This window comes from Bacteroides sp. Phil13 (assembly GCF_001940965.1).
Lineage (GTDB): Bacteria > Bacteroidota > Bacteroidia > Bacteroidales > Bacteroidaceae > Bacteroides > Bacteroides intestinalis.
This window is the reverse complement of the sequence record NZ_MSHA01000070.1, coordinates 22054-41049: the sequence shown is the minus strand read 5'-3', so window position 1 is coordinate 41049 and position 18996 is coordinate 22054. Positions and strand designations below refer to the sequence as shown.

The following is an 18996-nucleotide window of genomic DNA, read 5'->3' as shown; positions in this document are numbered from 1 at the left end:
GATAGTACGGAGCAAGTATGGCTCAAGTGCATTCCGGATACACTACAGATGCATCGGAAGTACATTCGAAATATTCGTTATTCTAACGATAATCTTATAAATTTGTCGCATATTTGTATGCAGAGATCAAAAATTGAGACTATGAGTAATCTTCAAATTTTATTGTATGTATTTATCCTTTCTTTGGTTGCATGTCATCCGGAGGGGACTAATGTGAAACAAGGATTGGACAAAGCCGCTCAATTAATAGAGCAAGATCCGGATACGGCATCCATTATTCTTGAAACGATTCAAATGAACCAGATGAATGAGGAGCAACTTGCAGAATATAATTTGCTTTGTACTCAGTTCAATGAAGATAAGAATATACCTCATTCTTCTGATAATCAGATTCGTCAGGCGGTATCTTATTATGAGCAATATGGAAATGAACTTCAAAAGTCGAGAGCCTATTATTATCTGGCATGCGTAGAGAGTGATTTGAATCAGGAGAAAGACGCCGAAGTTCATTTCAAGGAAGCAATAAAATTAGCAGCACAAGCAGAAGAATATGAGCAAATGACTAAGATTTGCAAGAGATGCAGCCTGTATTATCAGAAATATGAAAACTTTGACGAAGCACTGGAGATGGAAAGAAAAGCATACGCCAGCCAGTTGATGTTGATTGACAGCAAAGATAACTCTACTGTCATTTTATCTTCTGCTTTAGGTTTATTGGGTGTTATGTCTCTCTTGCTTGGGTTACTTTGGAAGAAACATCTGACAGTACATTCGCAACTGGATACCTTTAAGGAAGAAATGCAGATGAAAGAGGTCGAAGCTGACAAACTGGTGATGCAATGTAATTATCTTGAAGAAAAATATCAATCCCTCCAACAATATATTTATGAGAGCTCTCCGGTTGTCTCAAAAGTCCGTCAGTTGAAGGAGCGAACGGCTTTATCTTCTAAAGTATCTTTTTTCTCTGAGAAAGACTGGACCGAACTTTTGCGGCTTCAGGAGAGTGTTTACGGACTTGTATCCAAATTGAGAGGGATAAGTCCGAAACTTACGGAAGAGGATTTAAGGGTATGTGCCTTTTTACGCGAAGGCGTTCAGCCCGCTTGTTTTGCTGATTTAATGAAACTGACTGTTGAGACTCTGACCCGGAGAATCTCCAGGATAAAAACGGAGAAACTGATGTTGGCAAACTCTAAAGAATCGTTGGAAGATATTGTAAAATCATTGTAAGTCTGAATTTGTCTGTAATTGGTAACGTGATGTTGTTGGTTATCAGTTGACTATGCTGCCGGGATGTCCGTGCTCGTCCGGTAAATTTCTTCTCTTTTACGGGGCTGTTCTATAACTTTGCAAACAAAAAAGTTACAGAACAATGAGCAACTTATTATTTAAAAAGTGGAATGATTTTAGTGGGTGGATTGTCTTTGTGATAGCAGCTTTTGTATATGGAATGACAATTGAACCTACTGTCAGTTTTTGGGACTGTCCCGAATTTATTTCGTGTGCTGAAAAGTTACAAGTGGGGCATCCGCCGGGTGCACCTTTCTATATGCTTGTTGGAAACTTGTTTACTCAGTTTGCTTCCGACCCGTCACAAGTGTCCTGGATGGTTAATTTTCTGAATGCGTTGCTGAGTGCCGGTTGTATCTTATTTCTTTTTTGGAGTATCACCCGGTTAGTAAGGTTCCTGATAATAAATGATGGGCAGAGTTTATCAACGGCGGATGTTATCATCATTCTGGGGGCAGGGTTTGTTGGAGCCTTGGCATATACATTCAGTGACACATTCTGGTTCAGTGCGGTAGAAGGTGAAGTCTATGCCTTCTCTTCTTTTCTTACGGCACTGGTGTTTTGGATGATTCTTCGCTGGCAAGATGAGTCGGATTCGGTATATGGCGACCGTTGGCTTATCCTGATAGCTTATATCATAGGGCTGTCAATCGGAGTGCATTTGCTTAATTTGCTCTGTATCCCGGCTATTGTGTTGGTTTTCTATTATCAGAAATATCGGACGATATCGCTTAAAGGAGTAGCTGCGGCAATTGCTATATCCGGTCTTCTCATTATATTTATTCTTTTTGTTTATATTCCGGGCATGGCTGACATGGGAGGCTGGTTCGAATTGCTTTTTGTCAATGTATTCGGGCTTCCTTTCCACACAGGGCTGATAAGCTTTTTAGCTTTAACATTTTTCGTACTGGCCGGAGCCATTTATCGTTTCCGAAAACGTATGTTGCATACTTCTTTATGGTGCTTGCTTATGCTCACCGTAGGCTATACCACCTATGCGGTGATACTGATTCGTGCCAACGCCAATACTCCGCTTAATGAGAATGCGCCGGACAATATTTTTACGCTCAAAAGTTATCTGAACCGAGAGCAGTATGAAAGTGCTCCCCTGCTTTATGGAAAAACCTACGCTTCCGAACCGGAATATGTGCCCGAGGGTGACTATTACAGAGTAAAAACCACAAAGGGGAGTGCTGTATATCGCCCGGATAAAGAAGAAGGCAAATATAAAATAATCCGGCATAAAGAAGACGTGTGCTATACTCAGAATATGCTGTTTCCTCGGATGTGGAGTGAGCGCATGGCTTCTTCTTACAAAAATTGGACAGGAGGAAACGAGGTTGCTCCCACACAAAAAGAAAACCTGACTTATTTCATTACCTATCAGCTCAACTATATGTATTGGCGCTATTTCTTGTGGAACTTTGTAGGACGGCAGAACGATGTGCAAGGAAGTGGCGAACCGGAACATGGGAACTGGATAACAGGAATTTCCTGGTTGGATAATTTAAGGTTGGGAGACCAGAGTTTGTTGCCGGAATCCCTGCGCCAGAACAAAGGGCACAATGTGTTTTACGGATTGCCGCTATTATTAGGACTGTTCGGCATCTATTGGCAATGGAATCGCAGCAAGAAAGGCAAACAGCAGTTTAGTGTACTGTTTTTCCTCTTCTTTATGACAGGACTGGCTATTGTGCTTTATCTGAATCAAACACCCGGTCAGCCGCGCGAACGGGACTATGCATACGCCGGTTCATTCTATGCTTTTGCTATCTGGATAGGGATAGGGGCTGCCGGATTGTGTGATGCGCTTCGCCGGAAAACGACTTCTACACTGCAAGTTGGTGTATTAATGACAATCTGTTTATTGATTCCGGTGCAAATGGCCACTCAGACGTGGGATGACCATGACCGGAGTGCCCGTTTCACTTGTCGCGACTTTGGGGCTAACTATCTGATGACTCTTCCCGATGCGGGAAATCCGATTATCTTTTGTAACGGGGATAATGATACTTTCCCATTATGGTATAATCAGGATACGGAGGAAGTGCGCAGGGATGCACGTGTCTGTAACCTGAGTTACGCGCAGGCCGACTGGTATATTTATCAGCAGCAATGTCCGTTGTATGATGCTCCCGGACTACCTATAAGTTGGAATAAGAATCAGTATCAGGAAGGTAAAAACGAATATGTGGCCGTACGCCCGGAACTGAAAAAACAAATAGAGGAATTGTACCGGAAACATCCGGAGGAAGCACGTGACAACTTTGGAGAAGACCCGTTTGAAGTAAAAAATATCTTGAAATATTGGATATTCTCAGAGAGACAGGAATTTAATGTAATTCCTACGGATACGATAAATATCCACATTGATAAGGATGCACTGCTCCGTTCGGGAATCATGCTTCCTGAAGCAATCCGGCATTTGAAAGGGGAAGAACTGAAAGATGCGATACCGGACAAACTTTATATTCCTTTAAAAGATATACGTATGCTGGACAAAGTGGATTTACTGATGCTGGAGATACTGGCGAACTGTAATTGGGAACGTCCGCTTTACCTTGCAATTTCCGTAGGGAGTGTCAGTAAACTGAAGTTTGACAATTACTTTGTGCAGGAAGGATTAGCATTCCGCTTTACACCTTTTGACTATAAGAAGTGGGGAGATGCCGATGAAAACAGGCCTTATGCAGTAGATGTGGAAAGACTTTATGATAATGTAATGAACAGATATAAATATGGCGGGCTGAATACTCCGGGACTCTATCTGGATGAAACAACCCTGCGTACGTGTTGGTATCATCGCAGGCTTTTCGCACAACTGGCCAAAGAACTGATAATACGAGGAGACAATGCGCGTGCAAAGAAAGTACTTGCTTATGCGGAACAGGCTGTTCCGGGATATAATGTTCCCGAAACATATGAAAGCGGTTCTTATAACATGGCAACAGCCTATGCCGCATTGGGTGAAAAGATGAAAGCGATAACCATGACAGAGCATTTGATAGCCGAAGCGGAAGATTATATCAACTGGGCTTTTTCATTAAAGGGGAACCGTATGGAAATGGCCCGCAATGATTGTATCTATAAATTCTGGCAATGGAACCAATGTAATGAACTCCTGAAGAAGGTAGATGAAGAGAGATATAAAGAAAGCAACAGACGGTTTGAAGATAAATATGCACTATTTACTCTAAACATGGGTTATAAGAACTAAAACTAAAGAAGGACATGGGAACAAAAATAATGAAGCAGAAGGATACAGAAACGGTATTTGGCAGGAGAAATTATGTAATTCTGCTAATTGGCTCGGTAATGATAATAGTGGGATATCTGTTCATGAGCGGCGAGGGGAGTACCCCCGCCGCCTACAACCCTGATATATTCAGTGGATTGCGTATAAGGGTAGCTCCCATCGTATGTCTGACAGGGTATTTGATTAATATATTCGGTATTCTGTATCGGCCTAGGCGGAGCTGATTGTTTGAAAGATTTGCGTGCATTAGAACCGAACCATCAGTTCTAATACAATCTTATCCTGCTCTGATTCTTTGGCAATGCTGTTTTTGGCATAAAAGTATTTTTCAAAGTTCAGGCGAAGGTCCGTACGGAATGCTTTGCTGAGGCTGAAAGTGACACCACCCGTCACGCGGTGCCGTTTATAGTCAGTAGTGACTAAAGCGCCTGTTTCCTTATCGACAGCTTTGCCGTCGCTCTGGCTGGTCATCATATCATAGCGTACCAGGAAAGACATTTTGTTGAAAACCTTTCGTAGAGGTAAGTCGTAGTTGATGAAGCTGTTCACGGCATGCACATTGTCGTAAGCATTGCCAGCATACGTCTTGTACAGGTATTCCCCTTCAATATGGAAACGGCCGGATTGGTAGAAAGCACCGATGTCGTAAGAGTTAATCCGTACATCCTGCGGCTGAATGCTCTGTATGCTTAAAGCCAGATTAAGTTTTTGGGCAAACAGGAATTGCGCTTTGGCGGAGTAATTCGCTTCTTTGTGCCACTCCTTCTGGTTGGTCAGTCCCGAACCATTATAAAGCCCGCCCTCTAATGTAACAGGTATTTCAGTTCCGAGTTTATATCCCAATGTAACGCCAACGTCACGTACGTTACCGACTTGTTTCGCAATGAATGAACGGTTGGCAAAATATTGCTGGTGCGGAGAACGGTGGGCGTCAATGGTGAACGGCACGCGCATTTGTCCTGCAGTTACTGCCAGGTCTTTTACCGGGAAGAGGCGGGCGTAGGCATCCAGCATCTTGATTTGTCCTTCATCGGAAAGGTCGATTTCTGCTTTATAAGCCACTATCGGTAATACATTGCCGGTAATACTAATACGCGCATTGCGCACTTCGAAGCGGCTGGCAGCCATTTCTGTCTGATACTCGAACTTGGTGCGGATAGTACCATGTATTTCCGGAAGATAATCTTTTGTTTCCAGCTCTTCTTTATCAATCTTCTTTCCGTCTTCGTTGCGGTATGGAGTTTGAGCTTTCACAGCCAGTGGCAACAAAATGATGAGCAACATCAATGCGCTTTTCTTCATAATTCTTAGTTGTAGTCGATTAATTTATGGCGGCAAAGTTCAGACATACGTGTTATGTTTTTATGTCATGTGTATTTCGTTTTAGTTACAATTCTCTTTTTCTTTTTCATTTTAGTGGTGGTGTCAACCATAAAAAGACGTTTTCCTTCACTTTTTATTAGAGGAGGTAACATAAGCGAAAAAACTTGTAACACAGATATGGGGATTCTCTCTAAAAAAAGCATTCTTTTGCAACCGTTTCCAATAGCAAACATTAAATAATGTATATATGATATCATAGTATACGGATATACAATGAAAAACCTTTTAAATAATTATCAGATGAAACATTTATTCAAATTTTCCCTTTGCGCGTTGGCATTTGCCATGAGTGCAAATAACGGGTTCGCACAAAGCGGCGAAACAGGACTGAAGGATGCTTATAAAGATTACTTCTCTATTGGCGTGGCTGTTAATATGCGTAACATAGCAAATCCCGAACAGATTGCCATCATCAAAAAAGACTTTAACAGTATTACGGCGGAAAACGACATGAAGCCGCAACCCACCGAGCCTGCCTACGGACAGTTCAACTGGGAGAATGCCGACAAAATCGCCAACTTTTGCCGTAGCAACGGTATTAAACTTCGCGGGCACTGCTTGATGTGGCATGCCCAGATAGGAGAATGGATGTATAAGGATGAAAAAGGCAATTTTGTGTCGAAAGAGAAATTGTTCCAAAATATGAAGCACCATATCACAGCCATCGTGGAACGTTATAAAGACGTGATATATGCGTGGGACGTGGTGAACGAAGCTATCTCCGATGGTGGCTGGCAGGGTGGCCGGCGAGGCATGAGAGAGCAACCAAGTCCATATCGCAATTCCCCCCTTTATCAGATTGCCGGTGACGAGTTTATTAAGAAAGCCTTTATTTATGCCCGTGAGGCCGACCCTAATGTACTCCTTTTCTACAATGACTATAATGCTGCCGATCCTGGAAAGCGCGACCGCATCTATAATATGGTGAAATCCATGAAGGAAGAAGGTGTGCCCATTGATGGTATCGGCATGCAAGGACATTACAATGTCTACGGTCCGAGCATGGAAGATGTAGATGCTGCCTTGACAAAATACTCTACGATAGTGAAACATATTCATATTACCGAGTTGGATATTCGTGCCAATCAGGAAATGGGAGGACAGCTCAACTTCAGCCGTGACGGCGGCAATATCAGTCAGGTGGTGAAAACGCTTCAGGAAGATCAGTATGCTCGCCTGTTTAAAGTGCTTCGCAAGCATAAGGATGTGGTAGACAATGTTACTTTCTGGAATCTTTCCGATCGCGACTCATGGCTCGGCGCACGCAATTATCCGTTGCCTTACGATGAAAACTATAAGCCGAAACGTGTCTATAGCATCATTAAGGATTTTGATCCGGCACGCGATAATGTTGTGGTGAAAGAAGATTTCCGTCCTTCTGTGCTTAATCAGCCCGGACAGCAGTATCCTATGGTTAATTCGCAGGGATATGCCCGCTTCCGTGTAGTTGCTCCTGATGCCAAATCAGTCATTGTCAGCCTTGGACTGGGAGGTCGTGGCGGCACAGTTCTCCGCAAGGATAAAGAAGGTGTATGGGTGGGTACTACAGATGGCCCTATGGACGAGGGATTCCATTATTACCACCTCACTATCGACGGTGGCGTGTTTAATGACCCGGGCGCCAAGAATTATTACGGTTCTTGCCGATGGGAAAGCGGCATTGAGATTCCGGCTCATGACGAAGATTTCTATGCCATGAAACAAGTGCCTCACGGCAATGTTCAGCAGGTTTATTTCTATTCCAAGAGTACGGACACTCACCGTCGTGCATTTGTTTATACACCGCCCACTTATGGCAAGGATAAGAAGAAGTATCCGGTTCTTTATTTACAGCACGGATGGGGAGAAGATGAAACGGCATGGTCCAATCAGGGACATGCGAATCTGATTATGGACAACCTGATTGCCGAAGGCAAGATTGAACCGTTCATCATCGTAATGACGTATGGTATGACGAATGAAGTGAAATTTGGGCATATCAAAGAGTTCACGGCTAAGGAGTTTGAAACGGTACTGGTGGACGAACTGATACCTTATATTGATAGTAACTTCCGTACACAGGCCGACAAGAAGCACCGTGCTATGGCAGGACTTTCTATGGGTGGCTTTGAGACGAAACTGATTACTCTGCGACGTCCGGAAGTATTCAATTACTATGGACTGTTGAGCGGTGGCACTTATGCACCGGACGACATCAAGGATAAAAAGCAGGTGGAATCCATCTTCATCAGTTGCGGAAGCAAGGAGAATCCGGATGGTGTGACTAAGGCTGTGAACGACCTCAAGGCTGCCGGTTTCAAGGCTACGTCGTTCGTTTCTCCCGATACGGCGCATGAATTCCTGACTTGGCGTAGAAGTTTGTATCACATGGCACAGTTGCTTTTCAAATAAGGATATGCCTTAAAAGATAAAAATAAAGTCCCTCAAAAGTTATTGTCCAACTTTTGAGGGACATTTTGTTTTTCTTCTCCCCGAAATCATCTATTTTTGTAAGCTAATTGAATGAACATCCTAAAATGAACAGACCTGAGAAGCGAGTATTGGTAGGCATGAGCGGCGGTATAGACAGTACCGCCACTTGTCTGATGTTGAAAGAACAGGGGTATGAGATAGTCGGACTAACTATGTGGGTGTGGGGAGATGAACCGGTGGAGGCGCGACAACTTGCCGACAGTATGGGTATCGAACACCATGTGGCTGATGAGCGTGAGGCTTTTCGCAAAGTAATTGTGCAGAACTTTATTGATGAATATTGCCAGGGGCGGACACCCAATCCGTGCGTGATGTGTAACCCTACATTTAAATTCCGTATACTCACTGAATGGGCGGACAAACTGGATTGCGCATTTATCTCTACCGGGCATTATAGCCGTCTGGAAGAAAAGAACGGGAATATATATATAGTGGCCGGAGATGACGATAAGAAAGACCAGTCTTATTTTCTCTGGCGACTGGGGCAGGATGTGCTGAAACGTTGCCTTTTTCCGCTGGGCACTTATACTAAGTTGCAAGTACGGAAGTATTTGCGCGAGAAAGGCTATCAGTTGAAGGCGGAAGAAGGGGAGAGCATGGAGGTATGTTTCATCAAGGGTGATTACCGGGACTTCCTGCGCGAACATTCTCCTGAAATAGACCGTGAAATCGGTCCCGGATGGTTTGTTAATTCCGAAGGGGTGAAGTTGGGCGAGCATAAAGGTTTTCCTTATTATACCATCGGACAGCGGAAAGGCCTGGAAATAGCTTTGGGCAAACCGGCTTATGTGTTGAAGATAAATCCGCAGAAGAATACAGTGATGCTGGGTGATGCCGAACAACTACAGACCGAATATATGCTGACCGAACAGGATAACATTATCGATGAACAGGAATTCTTCTCGGCTCTTGACTTGACAGTACGTGTCCGTTATCGTAGCAAACCGATTCCCTGCACGGTGAAAAGGTTGGAAGACGGGCGGCTGTTTGTACATTTCTTGTCCGAAGCATCAGCTATTGCACCCGGGCAGTCAGCTGTATTCTATATTGGAAGGCGGGTAGTGGGGGGCTCGTTTATTGCTTCCCAGCGGGGCATTGGCTTGGTTATTGCAGAAAATAAATAAGTAATGGATAGTAATAGAATGAGAAAATTATTTCTTTTTGGGGCTTTCATCCTGTTTATGACAGGTGTGTCCGCACAGCAAGATTCATTGAAGTATCGCATCAGCTTAAAAGACAAGGCTGCTACAGAGTATTCATTAAAACGTCCTGAGAAGTTCCTGTCGGAAAAGGCTATTGAGCGACGTAAAAAGCAGAATCTTCCGATTGATTCTACTGATCTTCCGGTGTGCCGCAAATATATAGATGAAATCCGCAAGCAGGGAGTGAATATTGTGGTGGTTGGAAAATGGGATAATTTTGTAACAGTATCTTGTAACGATACTACTTTAATAGACCGCATTGCAGCATTACCTTTTGTACGTTCTACGGAAAAGGTATGGTTTTCTCCCGGTGCTGATAAACCGACAATGTCAACGGAACGGGATTCTGTAATCAATCAACCGATCCTGCATCCGGATAGTATCTATGGGCATGCCATCACTCAGATTCAACTGAGCAATGGAGATAAACTGCATGAAGCAGGTTTCAAAGGTCAGGGAATGACGATTGCAGTTATTGATGCCGGTTTCCATAATGTAGATAAGATTACTGCTATGCAGAATATTCATATTTTGGGTACAAAAGATTTTGTGAATCCCCAAGCGGATATTTTTGCGGAGAGCAGTCATGGCTTGAGCGTTCTGTCTTGCATTGGAATGAATCAGCCTGAGATTATGATAGGGACAGCACCCGAAGCTTCCTTCTGGTTGCTTCGTAGTGAAGACGAATATTCGGAACATCTGGTAGAGCAGGATTATTGGTCGGCTGCCGTAGAATTTGCCGATAGTGTGGGAGTGGATGTGATTAATACCTCTTTGGGGTATTATACGTTTGATGACAAATCAAAGAATTATAAATACCGTGATTTGGATGGACGGCATGCTTTGATGTCTCGTCAGGCTTCACGCATTGCTGATAAGGGAATGGTGCTGGTATGTAGTGCTGGTAATTCCGGCATGGGTTCTTGGAAGAAAATTACCCCTCCGGGAGATGCGAAAAATGTATTGACAGTAGGAGCTGTCGATAAGAAAGGAACATTGGCCCCTTTCTCATCTATTGGTAATACTGCAGACCATCGTGTGAAGCCTGATGTAGTTGCAGTAGGGTCAGGATCAGACGTCATCCGTCCGGATGGTAATCAGGGACGGGCTAATGGTACTTCTTTCTCTTCGCCTATTATGTGTGGTATGGTGACTTGTTTGTGGCAGGCTTGTCCGAAGTTGACAGCAAAAGAAGTGATTGAATTGGTACGTCGGTCCGGTGACCGTGCGGATTTTCCCGATAATATCTATGGATATGGGGTACCTGATATGTGGAAAGCATACAATGAGTATAAGTTGAAGAATAAATAATAGATTACATACTGCTATTGGTGATGTGTGACCTGTAATACGTAAATGAACAGAATGGAAGCATTGTCTTTGTATGATTTAAACGCTTTGGTGCGTCGGAGCCTTGAACAATGCCTGCCCGATGAATATTGGGTGCAGGCAGAGCTGAGCGATGTGCGTACGAACAGTACCGGACATTGTTACCTGGAGTTTATTCAGAAAGATCCCCGTAGCAATAATCTGATAGCAAAGGCGCGTGGAACCGTTTGGGCAAATGTATATCGTCTGCTGAAACCTTATTTTGAAGAGTCCACAGGACAGGCATTTGCTTCTGGTATCAAGGTTCTGGTGCAGGTAACTGTCAGTTTTCATGAACTTTATGGCTACAGTCTTACCGTGCAGGATATTGATCCTACTTATACCTTGGGTGATATGGCACGCCGGCGCCGGGAGATATTAAAACAACTTGAGGAGGAAGGGGTGTTGACCTTGAATAAGGAACTGGAAATGCCGGTTTTACCCCAACGTATTGCAGTGGTTTCATCACCTACGGCCGCAGGTTACGGGGACTTTTGCCATCAGTTAAAGAATAATTCCCGTGGCTTCTTCTTTCATACGGAATTATTTCCGGCATTGATGCAAGGCGACCGTGTGGAAGAATCTGTATTATCTGCTCTGGATGCTATTCTGAATCGTCAGGAAGATTTTGATGCTGTGGTTATTATCCGTGGCGGTGGGGCTACTTCTGATTTGTCCGGTTTCGATACCTATCTGCTTGCTGCTGCCTGCGCTCAGTTTCCGTTACCCATTATCACTGGTATAGGACATGAGAGAGATGATACGGTACTTGATTCTGTGGCTCATACCCGTGTGAAGACTCCGACTGCTGCTGCGGAGTACCTTATAAATTGTATGGAACTTGCTGCAGATGAACTGGAAGTGCTTATCAGTCAACTGCATGAAAGTGTGCGCTCCCGTCTGACAGAAGAACATCGTAAATTGATTTCATACAGAAACCGTATTCCTTCTGCTGTTGTCCGGCGTGTGTCCGATGCCAAACTTACACTACTGACTACCCGCAAAGATATTTCGCTGGCTGTTCAGACTTCACTTTCGCGTCAGCGGCATCGTCTGGAGTTGTTGCAACAACGTCTTGTTGATGCTTCTCCCGAGAAGATGCTGGCACGTGGCTACAGTATCACGTTGAAAGATGGGAAAGTAGTGAAAGATGCTGCTTTGTTAAATGAAGAAGACGAAATAATCACTCGTTTCTACCGGGGTGAAGTAACCTCGGTCATAAGTCGTAAATCATAAACTTAAATCATAAATTTCTTTATGCCTACTCCGAAGAAAAAAGAAACTTACTCCCAGGCAATAGAACGTCTGGAGAAGATTGTCCGTCAGATAGACAATAATGAGTTGGAAATCGATGCGCTTGCTGAAAAAATAAAGGAAGCGAATGAAATTATTGCGTTTTGTAGTGACAAATTGACCAAAGCCGACAAGGAAATAGAAAAATTACTGTCGGAGAAGCGAGAAAGTGAAGAATAAAGATTAAATTTGTTGCAAAATGTACGTAATGAGATTACTAATACTTTGAGATATGAAAGAAATAGATTGGTCTAATCTGTCATTCGGATACATGAAGACAGATTACAATGTGAGAATTAATTTCCGGGAAGGTGAGTGGGGAAAACTCGAAATCAGTAGTAGTGAACTGATCAATATGCATATGGCAGCTACCTGTCTGCATTATGGTCAGGAGGCATTCGAAGGATTGAAAGCATTCCGTGGTAAAGATGGTAAAGTTCGTATTTTCCGTTTGGAAGAGAATGCCGCTCGCTTGCAGTCTACCTGTCGTGGTATTATGATGGCAGAATTGCCCACAGAACGTTTCAAAGAAGCTGTACTCGCAGTAGTGAAGATGAATGAGCGTTTTATTCCGCCTTACGAAAGCGGTGCTTCTCTTTATATTCGTCCGTTACTGATCGGAACAGGTGCACAAGTGGGGGTTCGTCCGTCCAGTGAATATATGTTCCTGATCTTTGTTACTCCGGTAGGTCCATACTTTAAAGGTGGTTTTGCTGCTACTCCTTACGTGATTACTCGTAAGTACGATCGCGCGGCTCCTCTCGGAACAGGTATCTATAAGGTAGGTGGTAACTATGCAGCTAGTTTGCGTGCCAGCCAAGAGGCTCATGCAGCGGGTTATTCTGCAGAATTCTACCTGGATGCCAAAGAAAAGAAATACATTGATGAATGTGGTGCAGCCAACTTCTTCGGTATCAAGGATAATACTTATATAACTCCTTTATCTACTTCCATCCTGCCTTCTATCACAAATAAGAGCTTGATGCAGTTGGCTGAAGATATGGGCATGAAGGTTGAACGCCGTCCGATTGCAGAAGAAGAACTTTCTACTTTCGAGGAAGCTGGTGCTTGTGGTACTGCTGCGGTAATAAGCCCGATTGAACGTATTGACGATCCGGAGAATAATCATTCTTATGTTATTGCCAAAGACGGCAAACCGGGACCTGTATGCATGAAGTTATACAATAAGTTGCGTGGTATCCAATATGGTGACGAACCTGATACGCATGGCTGGGTAACCATTGTAGAATAACGCATGAGTAAAGGTAAGTTAGCGAAGTTTGCCGATATGGCAAGTTATCCGCATGTGTTCGAATACCCCTATTCGGCAGTAGATGACGTGCCTTTTGAGATGAGAGGAAAATGGAATGAGTCGTTCTTTAAGAATGACCATCCCATTGTTTTGGAATTGGGTTGCGGACGCGGTGAATATACAGTAGGACTGGGACGGCTATTTCCAGATAAGAACTTTATCGGAGTAGACATCAAAGGTGCCCGTATGTGGTCTGGTGCTACGGAGTCGATGCAGGCTGGCATGAAGAATGTCGCTTTCCTGCGTACGAACATCGAAATCATCGATCGTTTCTTTTCAGAAAATGAAGTGAGTGAAATCTGGTTGACCTTCTCTGATCCACAGATGAAGAAGGCCACAAAGCGTTTAACTTCCACTTATTTCATGGAGCGCTACCGTAGATTCCTGAAACCGGATGGTATCATTCATCTCAAGACAGATAGTAACTTTATGTTCACTTATACCCGTTATATGATTGAGGAGAATAGCCTTCCAGTGGATGTGATGACAGAAGATCTGTATCACTCCGGCATGGCTGATGAAATCCTTAGCATTAAAACTTATTACGAACAACAATGGTTGGATCGTGGGTTGAACATCAAGTATATCAAGTTTCATTTGCCGAAAGAAGGTGAACTGCATGAACCCGATGTAGAAATAGAGTTAGATGAATATCGCAGTTATAACCGCAGTAAGCGGAGCGGACTGCAAACTTCAAAATAATACATAGTGATGAAGTGTTAGGGTGATAAAGTGCTGAACTGATAGTCACTTTATCACCTTACCGCTTTATCACTCTATCACAACTTTAGATTATGACACTTTATCCTAAACTGATTTTAGATGCACTGGCAACAGTGCGGTATCCCGGCACCGGAAAGAACCTTGTAGAAGCGGAAATGGTTGCTGATAATCTGCGTATTGAAGGCATGAAAGTCAGTTTCTCATTGATATTTGAGAAGCCGACCGATCCTTTTATGAAGTCTGTAATAAAAGCTGCTGAAACAGCTATTCATACCTATGTATCCAATGAGGTAGAGGTTGTTATTGCTACGGAGAGTAAGCAGGCGGCACGTCCTGAACCGGGTAAGTTATTGCCTCAGGTAAAGAATATTATCGGAATTTCTTCTGGTAAAGGTGGGGTAGGTAAATCAACGGTATCTGCCAATCTTGCAGTAGCTTTGGCAAAGTTGGGCTATAAAGTAGGTTTGCTGGATGCTGATATTTTCGGTCCGTCTATGCCGAAGATGTTTCAGGTAGAAGATGCACGTCCTTACGCAGAAAATGTAGAAGGACGTGACCTGATTGTACCGGTTGAGAAATATGGTATAAAGCTACTTTCCATAGGTTTTTTTGTTGATCCTGACCAGGCAACTCTGTGGCGTGGTGGTATGGCGAGCAATGCTTTGAAGCAACTGATAGGTGATGCGAATTGGGGCGACCTTGATTATTTCCTTATCGACCTGCCTCCCGGTACAAGCGATATTCACTTGACAGTGGTTCAGACGCTCGCCTTGACGGGGGCTATCGTAGTCAGTACTCCGCAAGCCGTTGCATTGGCCGATGCTCGTAAAGGTATCAATATGTTTGTCAATGAAAAGGTAAATGTTCCTATTCTCGGTCTGGTAGAGAATATGGCTTGGTTTACGCCTGCCGAACTACCGGAAAATAAATATTATATTTTCGGTAAGGAAGGCGCTAAGAAGCTGGCAGAGGAAATGAATGTACCTTTATTGGGGCAAATTCCTATTGTACAAAGCATCTGCGAAAGTGGCGACAAAGGTACACCGGTAGCGCTTGATGAGAATACTGTGACAGGACGTGCTTTCCTGCAATTAGCGGCAAGTGTGGTTCGCCAGGTAGATAAGCGGAATGTGGAAATGGCACCGACGGAAGTGGTGAAGATGCAGAAATAAGAAGTATCCCTTATATTTATAAAAGAAACAGTAGACTGAGTATGGATAGCTCAATCTACTGTTTTTTATTGGGATATGTTTCTATAATAATTCCGTTATGGCATCCATAATTTCTTTGTTTGTTCTTTCATTGCCATATCCCCTGATAACTTTTCTGATAATGTGGTGTTCATCCAGTATGAAGAAGAAGGGGGCTGCATTCCCTGTTTGATAGTCTTTGATTACCTGGTCGTTTGCATTCAGAATGGTGTAATTAAGTTTTTTATTATTTGCATAAACTTGAATGGAGTGTTCCTTCCGGCTCCAGCCTTCTATTGCTATAAGGTCGAAATCTTCATTATTGAATTTGCCTTTCAATTCTTTCAGGAAGGGAACGGCAGCCTGACAGGCACCACAACCTATTCCGGTAAAGTTGATTAGCAACACTTTGCTTTTTTGGTTGGCAAGTGATATTGGATTGCCATTGGAGTCGTTTAAAGTCCATTCCGGTGCCTGCTTGCCTGTAAGTTCGGGTGCTGAGGCGGCTTTTTTATTACCGTATCCGTATGGCTCAACAGTATACCCCTTTGGGTAATAATCAGATACATTGAAATCATTAATGGACAACCTGTTGAATTCTACGGATGTAATAGTCGTAACTGATATATCATGTGACATTTCTCTCCGTGCTTTATAAGGTAGATTGTCCGATTTACGTATCCATAGCTCATAGATTGAAGTCGGTTCTACATAAAACGGTGGCTTCTGCATGTGATAGGCTTTTCCGAAAAATTCCACTTGTGTGTCTTCTTCAATAACCAATCTGAAAAAGTAATCGTTACCTTTATCTTGCAAGTCAACGGTTATATTGTCCTTTGTTTGCAGAGCGTATTTGATTATGTTTTTAGTGAAGTTGTAAAAAGGTGGTCCCACTAATCTGAAAGGTAGTGGTCGGGCGGTGAAGTCGTCTTCTACAATTGCCTTGTCGTCGTCGTACACTAATACTTTTTTGTTTCCATCATAACAAAAGACCATTTTGCCCATATCTTTCGTTTCGAAAGAAGCATAACTTGCTCCAATGGTACTATCATTCGGATTATTGTATTCGTTGGTATAATCAGAATGAGTGAATACCGGAACTGTATCACCAGGTTGCCAGGATTCATTAAAACTCGTGTAGCTTGCCGACTCTACCTTTTCGAGGTTATTGAGTACTTTCTGTAAGTATTCCTTTTGGTCTTCCTGTGCATTGACTGTGTTGATTATAAATAAGAAGGATAATAGAACAAGTAACTTTTTCATGGTGCAAGAATTTTATGATTATCTGCATCCTCCCTTTGATGCCGGAATAAGTGATCAGGGGGGGGACTTGCGGATAATCTATTGTGTAAGAGAGAATTTTTCTCAAATTATGATTGCCTTATTGCAGCTTGAAATCAATAGGGAATGTGTATTTCACATTGACAGCCTTTCCTCTCTGCATACCTGGTTGCCATTTAGGCATGTTTGAAGTTACGCGGATTGCTTCTGCATCCAGTGAAGGATCTACACTTTTTGTTATTTTCGGATTTGTAACGTTGCCATTTGAATCGATGATAACTTGTACAATTACTTGTCCTTGTGCTCCTGCTTTTTGTGCCGCTACCGGATATTTAATGTTTTTGGACAGATACCGCATCAGTCCTCCCATACCACCAGCAAATGAAGGCATTTGTTCCACGACTTCAAAAACCACATCTTCTTCTGCTGGTGATTTTTCCTGGCTTGCATAACCTACTACAACTATTGACTCATCAATTTTCGGCACGGGCTTGAACTCTTCCTTTTTTTCATCATTTAAGCGGAACATAACAGGAACGGTATATTTCACCCGGACAGGTTTTCCTCCCTGTGTACCGGGTTTCCATTTAGGCATTGCACTGATAACGCGCACTGCTTCACCGTCCAATTCAGGGTCTACTCCACGGATAATTCCTATGTTGGAAAGACTTCCGTCTGCGTTTACAACAAAATGTACAGTAACGCGTCCTTGTGTGCCATTCTTCTGTGCATTCACCGGATATCTGATGTTTTTCGATAGGAATTGCATCATTCCTGACATTCCGCCATCAGGATATTCCGGCATTGTTTCCACTACTTCATATACTGGATAGTCCGGATCATCAACAGGCGGATTTTGCCATTCCCTATCCATGACAATCTTCATGTTGGAGTTGTTTTCTTTGTTGACAGTGGCGGGTACCCCCATCATTTTTCCATCTTTTTTCCAAATTACTATCATTTTAGCATTCTTGAATGCTTTGAAAGAAAAATTACCGTTCTTTCCCGTGACATACGATTGACCTTGTGGTAATTTGTAGTCGCCATCAACGAAAAACTCAGCGCCTTCCACCGCTTTTCCGTCTTTATCCACTACTACCCCTTTGTAAGTCACAAGCTTGTCTTTATCCTGTTGCGGTGCCGGTGTTTCCAGCGGTGCCGTTTCAGTAGCAACTTCCATATCCGGCGCCGTTGGATCTGACGTCAGATTATCTTCCACAGCCTCTATGACATCTCTGGCAACTTCCTTCGTGGTGCGTGCCACGGCTTCGATGTTGCTGATAATCATAAGTAAGGCTGCCAAGGGGAGGAACATAAGATACTTAGTTCTCCCTATTTCTCGGGTTCTCTTTTTGTTCATCATTTTGATGCGTTTTTTTAGAGGTAATACATTAAAACTGTTATAGATAGTTGCTGCAGCCTTATGGTGTGATAATCCTAACAGGTGATACTGATAGGCTTTGGAATCATGCCCGGTTTCCAGTACACGGTTGTCCGCCAGATATTCCAGATTGGTGCGGATTTCCCGTTTCATGAGCCAGGCAAAAGGATTGAACCAGCAAAATGTACATACAATCTCACTGACAAGTACGTCAATGGAATGCCATTGGTTGGCATGAGTCTGTTCGTGGGTTAATATTTCGCTTAGTTCATCTTCTGTATGTGAAGTCGGATGAATAAAAATCCAGTGAAAGAAGGAAAAAGGTCCGCTTGCTTGCTTAAGCAAGTGTACGTTGGTATTTCCAATCTTCGTTTTCCGGCTACGGAAAGCTAGCCGAATAATGCCTGCCAGTTGTATAAGAAAACGGGCAGCTAGTAGGGCTACTCCTCCCCAATAAACAAAACCAGCCGTTTGGAGCAGGATTGCTTTCCAGTCGAAGGTTGTCTTTTCCGGCGTCAGGGTAAACTCCGGCAAAACGATGTCAGCGTATAAATCTGCCATGGCAACCATAGGTTCCTGTGCCGTAATCCAAGTTTGTATATTTAGTAATGGATAGACGGCAGATACGGCAAAGAAACAGAGCAAAGCAACCCTGCGCCACGTGAAGAACGTGTCTTTATAGAAGAATAGCCGGTAAAACGCATAAAATAGCGCAATGGCTACGTTGATTTTTAGAAAATAGGCCAACATCTTTTGAAGTATGATTTATAGTTTATGATTTATGTGTTTCTTGAATCATGAAATATTTCCCTTATTCCGGATGTTATAAATCAAAAATCAAGAAT

14 protein-coding genes are annotated in these 18996 nt (G+C 43.1%); 11 read left to right on the top strand and 3 right to left on the bottom strand.

Annotated features, from left to right (window positions below; genetic code table 11):
• The first annotated feature begins 141 nt into the window (after positions 1-141).
• From BWI44_RS12980 to BWI44_RS12970, 3 genes are all read left to right on the top strand, one after another.
• Complete coding sequence (locus tag BWI44_RS12980; RefSeq protein ID WP_286814491.1) at positions 142-1230, top strand: tetratricopeptide repeat protein; 1089 nt, start codon at positions 142-144, stop codon at positions 1228-1230.
• A 142-nt stretch (positions 1231-1372) separates the two neighbouring features.
• On the top strand, positions 1373-4507 hold the full coding sequence (locus tag BWI44_RS12975; RefSeq protein ID WP_286814489.1) for a glycosyltransferase family 117 protein: 3135 nt from the start codon (positions 1373-1375) through the stop codon (positions 4505-4507).
• Between the two features lie 14 nt (positions 4508-4521).
• A complete protein-coding gene (locus BWI44_RS12970; protein WP_044532247.1) occupies positions 4522-4770 on the top strand; it encodes a DUF3098 domain-containing protein in 249 nt (82 codons plus the stop codon).
• Positions 4771-4792: 22 nt separating this feature from the next.
• Here BWI44_RS12970 and BWI44_RS12965 read toward each other — a convergent pair whose 3' ends face one another.
• Positions 4793-5848 carry a porin gene (locus BWI44_RS12965; RefSeq protein ID WP_138292723.1) on the bottom strand — a complete coding sequence of 352 codons (1056 nt, stop codon included), beginning with the start codon at positions 5846-5848 and terminating at the stop codon, positions 4793-4795.
• Positions 5849-6169: 321 nt separating this feature from the next.
• Between BWI44_RS12965 and xyn10D/fae1 the strand changes: the two genes are divergently transcribed.
• The 8 genes from xyn10D/fae1 (at position 6170) to BWI44_RS12925 (ending at position 15471) form a co-directional block, all read left to right on the top strand.
• Positions 6170-8320 (top strand): bifunctional endo-1,4-beta-xylanase/feruloyl esterase, encoded by a 2151-nt coding sequence (gene xyn10D/fae1 / locus BWI44_RS12960; protein ID WP_138292722.1) that lies wholly within the window; start codon positions 6170-6172, stop codon positions 8318-8320.
• Between the two features lie 125 nt (positions 8321-8445).
• The gene (mnmA, locus tag BWI44_RS12955) at positions 8446-9525 is read left to right on the top strand and encodes a tRNA 2-thiouridine(34) synthase MnmA (RefSeq protein WP_138292721.1); all 1080 of its coding nucleotides are present in this window, start codon (positions 8446-8448) and stop codon (positions 9523-9525) included.
• An 18-nt stretch (positions 9526-9543) separates the two neighbouring features.
• Positions 9544-10914 (top strand): S8 family peptidase, encoded by a 1371-nt coding sequence (locus BWI44_RS12950; protein ID WP_195209925.1) that lies wholly within the window; start codon positions 9544-9546, stop codon positions 10912-10914.
• A gap of 54 nt (positions 10915-10968) precedes the next feature.
• Positions 10969-12207, top strand: a complete 1239-nt coding sequence (xseA, locus tag BWI44_RS12945) for an exodeoxyribonuclease VII large subunit (RefSeq protein ID WP_286814486.1) — start codon at positions 10969-10971, stop codon at positions 12205-12207.
• Between the two features lie 21 nt (positions 12208-12228).
• The gene (gene xseB / locus BWI44_RS12940) at positions 12229-12444 is read left to right on the top strand and encodes an exodeoxyribonuclease VII small subunit (RefSeq protein ID WP_022391831.1); all 216 of its coding nucleotides are present in this window, start codon (positions 12229-12231) and stop codon (positions 12442-12444) included.
• A gap of 52 nt (positions 12445-12496) precedes the next feature.
• Entirely contained in the window at positions 12497-13516 is a 1020-nt protein-coding gene (locus BWI44_RS12935) for a branched-chain amino acid aminotransferase (protein WP_007659653.1), read from the top strand.
• A gap of 3 nt (positions 13517-13519) precedes the next feature.
• Positions 13520-14278: a tRNA (guanosine(46)-N7)-methyltransferase TrmB gene (gene trmB, locus BWI44_RS12930; protein ID WP_007659654.1), complete on the top strand. Its 759-nt coding sequence runs from the start codon at positions 13520-13522 to the stop codon at positions 14276-14278.
• 92 nt (positions 14279-14370) lie between these two features.
• Positions 14371-15471 carry an Mrp/NBP35 family ATP-binding protein gene (locus BWI44_RS12925; protein WP_007659656.1) on the top strand — a complete coding sequence of 367 codons (1101 nt, stop codon included), beginning with the start codon at positions 14371-14373 and terminating at the stop codon, positions 15469-15471.
• An 81-nt stretch (positions 15472-15552) separates the two neighbouring features.
• On the opposite strand, the gene BWI44_RS12920 is transcribed toward BWI44_RS12925, so the two are convergent.
• Entirely contained in the window at positions 15553-16752 is a 1200-nt protein-coding gene (locus BWI44_RS12920; protein ID WP_286814482.1) for a peroxiredoxin family protein, read from the bottom strand.
• A gap of 118 nt (positions 16753-16870) precedes the next feature.
• Positions 16871-18901, bottom strand: coding sequence for a M56 family metallopeptidase (locus BWI44_RS12915; protein WP_118423565.1), 2031 nt, complete (start codon positions 18899-18901; stop codon positions 16871-16873).
• Positions 18902-18996: the final 95 nt, after the last annotated feature.